General features: G+C 73.0%; 2 protein-coding genes. One reads left to right on the top strand and one right to left on the bottom strand.

What is annotated here, in order from left to right; genetic code table 11:
• Positions 1-148 precede the first annotated feature (148 nt).
• Complete coding sequence (locus ABNT58_RS29930) at positions 149-289, top strand: hypothetical protein (RefSeq protein ID WP_348756991.1); 141 nt, start codon at positions 149-151, stop codon at positions 287-289.
• Here the strand turns inward: ABNT58_RS29930 and ABNT58_RS29925 are convergent.
• Entirely contained in the window at positions 275-2,251 is a 1,977-nt protein-coding gene (locus ABNT58_RS29925) for a PAS domain S-box protein (protein ID WP_348756990.1), read from the bottom strand. The genes ABNT58_RS29930 and ABNT58_RS29925 overlap by 15 nt on opposite strands.
• Positions 2,252-2,322: the final 71 nt, after the last annotated feature.

The following is a 2,322-nucleotide window of genomic DNA, read 5'->3' as shown; positions in this document are numbered from 1 at the left end:
GCGCAGTCGGCGCTGCAGCACGCGCGCGAGCGGCTGGCGTAGCCGCAGCGCCGGGCTGAGGTTGCGGCGTACCCAGCCGCGCGCGGGTGCCGGCCAGCTGCCATCAGCCTTTCGCAGGGCAGGCCACCACGCCCGCCCGGCCCAAAGCATGCATGGCCGCTGGCCAAGGCCCGGCGCAGGCGGCACCCGCCAGCACCGCGTGCCGGCGGACCTGGCCGACGTGCGCCGCGATGCGGTGGACGCGCTGCAGGCCGGCACCGCCAACAACGGCGGCTCAGCCGCGGGGTGAGGCCGGCCGCTCTGCCGCTGCCGCCAGCCGCACCGCCTGTTCCACCGTGGCCTGCAACTCGGCCTGGCTGAAGGGCTTGGTCAGCGGCAGCACATGGCTGCCCAGGTCGGTGGTCACTTCCGCGAAGCCGGAAGCCAGGATGGCCGGCAGCCGATGCCCCTGGGCCTGCATCGCATGCAGCAGGTCCACGCCGTTGATCTGCGGCATCGCATAGTCGGTGATCACCAGGTCCACCGCCACCGGCGTGGCCAGCAGCGCCAGCGCCGCCTGGCCCGAAGCGGCCTTGTGCACCGTGTGGCCCAGGTCCGCGAGCACGGCGGCGGCACTGTCGAGCACCAGCGCGTCGTCGTCCACCAGCAGGATGGCCAGCGGCGGCACCGGCTCGGTCGGCGCGGCCTCGTCCGCCTCCTGGCGCGGGCTTGCACCTGTGGCCGGGCCTTGGGCCGCGGGCAGCCAGACCTCGGCCACCGTGCCCTGGCCCGGCGCGCTGCGCAGCAGCAGCGTGCCGCCCGACTGGGCCGCCAGCCCATGCACCATCGGCAGGCCCAGGCCGGTGCCCTTGCCGGTGCCCTTGGTGGTGAAAAACGGTTCGGTGGCGCGGGCCAGGGTGGCGGCGTCCATGCCCTGGCCGCTGTCGCTCACCCGCAGGCACACGCCGGCCGCGGGGGCGGCCGATGCGCCGGGCAGCGGGCCGGCTTCGGCGCTGAGCGTCAGCCGGCCGCCGTCCGGCATCGCGTCGCGGGCGTTCACGGCCAGGTTCAGCACCGCCAGCTCCAGCTGGTGCGGGTCGACCCGCGCGCGCGGCAGGCCGGCCGGCATCTCGACCGCGATGTCCACCGTGGGGCCCACCGACTGGCGCAGCAACTCGCCGATGCCGTCGACCAGCTCGGCCAGGTCCACGTCTTCGGGCGTCAGGGCCTGGCGGCGCGCAAAGGCCAGCATGCGCTGGGTGAGCGAGGCGCCCCGGCGGGCCGCCTTGGCGGCGTTGTGCAGCAGCTCCAGCACGCCGTGCTGGTCGGCGGGCAGGCGGCGCCGTGCCAGTGCCAGGCTGCTGAGGATGACCATCAGCAGGTTGTTGAAGTCGTGCGCCACGCCACCGGTCAGCTGGCCGATGGCTTCGAGCTTCTGCACCTGGAACAGTTCTTCGCGCGCACGGTCCAGCGCCTGCTGGGCCTCACGCTTGGCCGTCACGTCGCGCGTGACCTTGGCATAGCCCAGGTGCCGGCCCTGCGCATCGCGGATGGGGTCGATCACCACGCTGGCCCAGAAGCGGCTGCCGTCCTTGCGCAGGCGCCAGCCTTCGGCCTCGAAGCGGCCTTCGCGCAGCGCGGCTTCCAGCGCCTTGGCCGGCATGCCGCGGGCCTGGTCTTCGGGCGGGTAGAAGCGCGCGAACGAAGTGCCCACCACCTCGGCGGCGCCGTAGCCCTTGATGCGCTCGGCGCCGGCGTTCCAGTTGGTCACCCGGCCTTGCGGGTCGATCATGTAGATGGCGTAGTCGGTGACGCTGTGCACCAGCAGCCGGAACTGCTCTTCGCTGCGGCGCAGCTGCTCCTGCGCGGCCTGGCGCTCGGTCAGGTCGCGCGTGACCTTGGCAAAGCCCAGCAGCCGGCCTTGCGGGTCGCGGATGGCGTCGATCACCACATGGGCCCAGAAGCGGCTGCCGTCCTTGCGCACGCGCCAGCCTTCGGTGGCATGGCGGCCCGATTGCCGGGCACTGGCCAAGGCCTCGGCGGGCAGTCCGGCTTCCACGTCTTCGGGCGTGTGAAACAGCGAGAAGTGCCGGCCCAGCACCTCTTCGTCGCGGTAGCCCTTGAGCCGGCGGGCACCCGTGTTCCAGCTGCTGACCAGGCCCTGCGCATCCAGCAGGTAGATGGCGTAGCCGGTGACCGCATCCACCAGCAGGCGGTAGCGCGCTTCCATCGACAGCGCCTGGATGCCGCCCGGTTTTTGACTGTTTCGCAAGATCGCTCCCATCCTCGCGCGCGAAGGGGCAAGCGGTGCGCCACGGTGCGCAAGTGCTTGTCGCGCCAGGG

The sequence above is a fragment of the uncultured Aquincola sp. genome, from assembly GCF_964001545.1.
Taxonomy (GTDB): domain Bacteria; phylum Pseudomonadota; class Gammaproteobacteria; order Burkholderiales; family Burkholderiaceae_C; genus Aquincola.
Note: the sequence above shows the minus strand (reverse complement) of the source record. Positions and strands in the feature narration are given on the sequence as shown.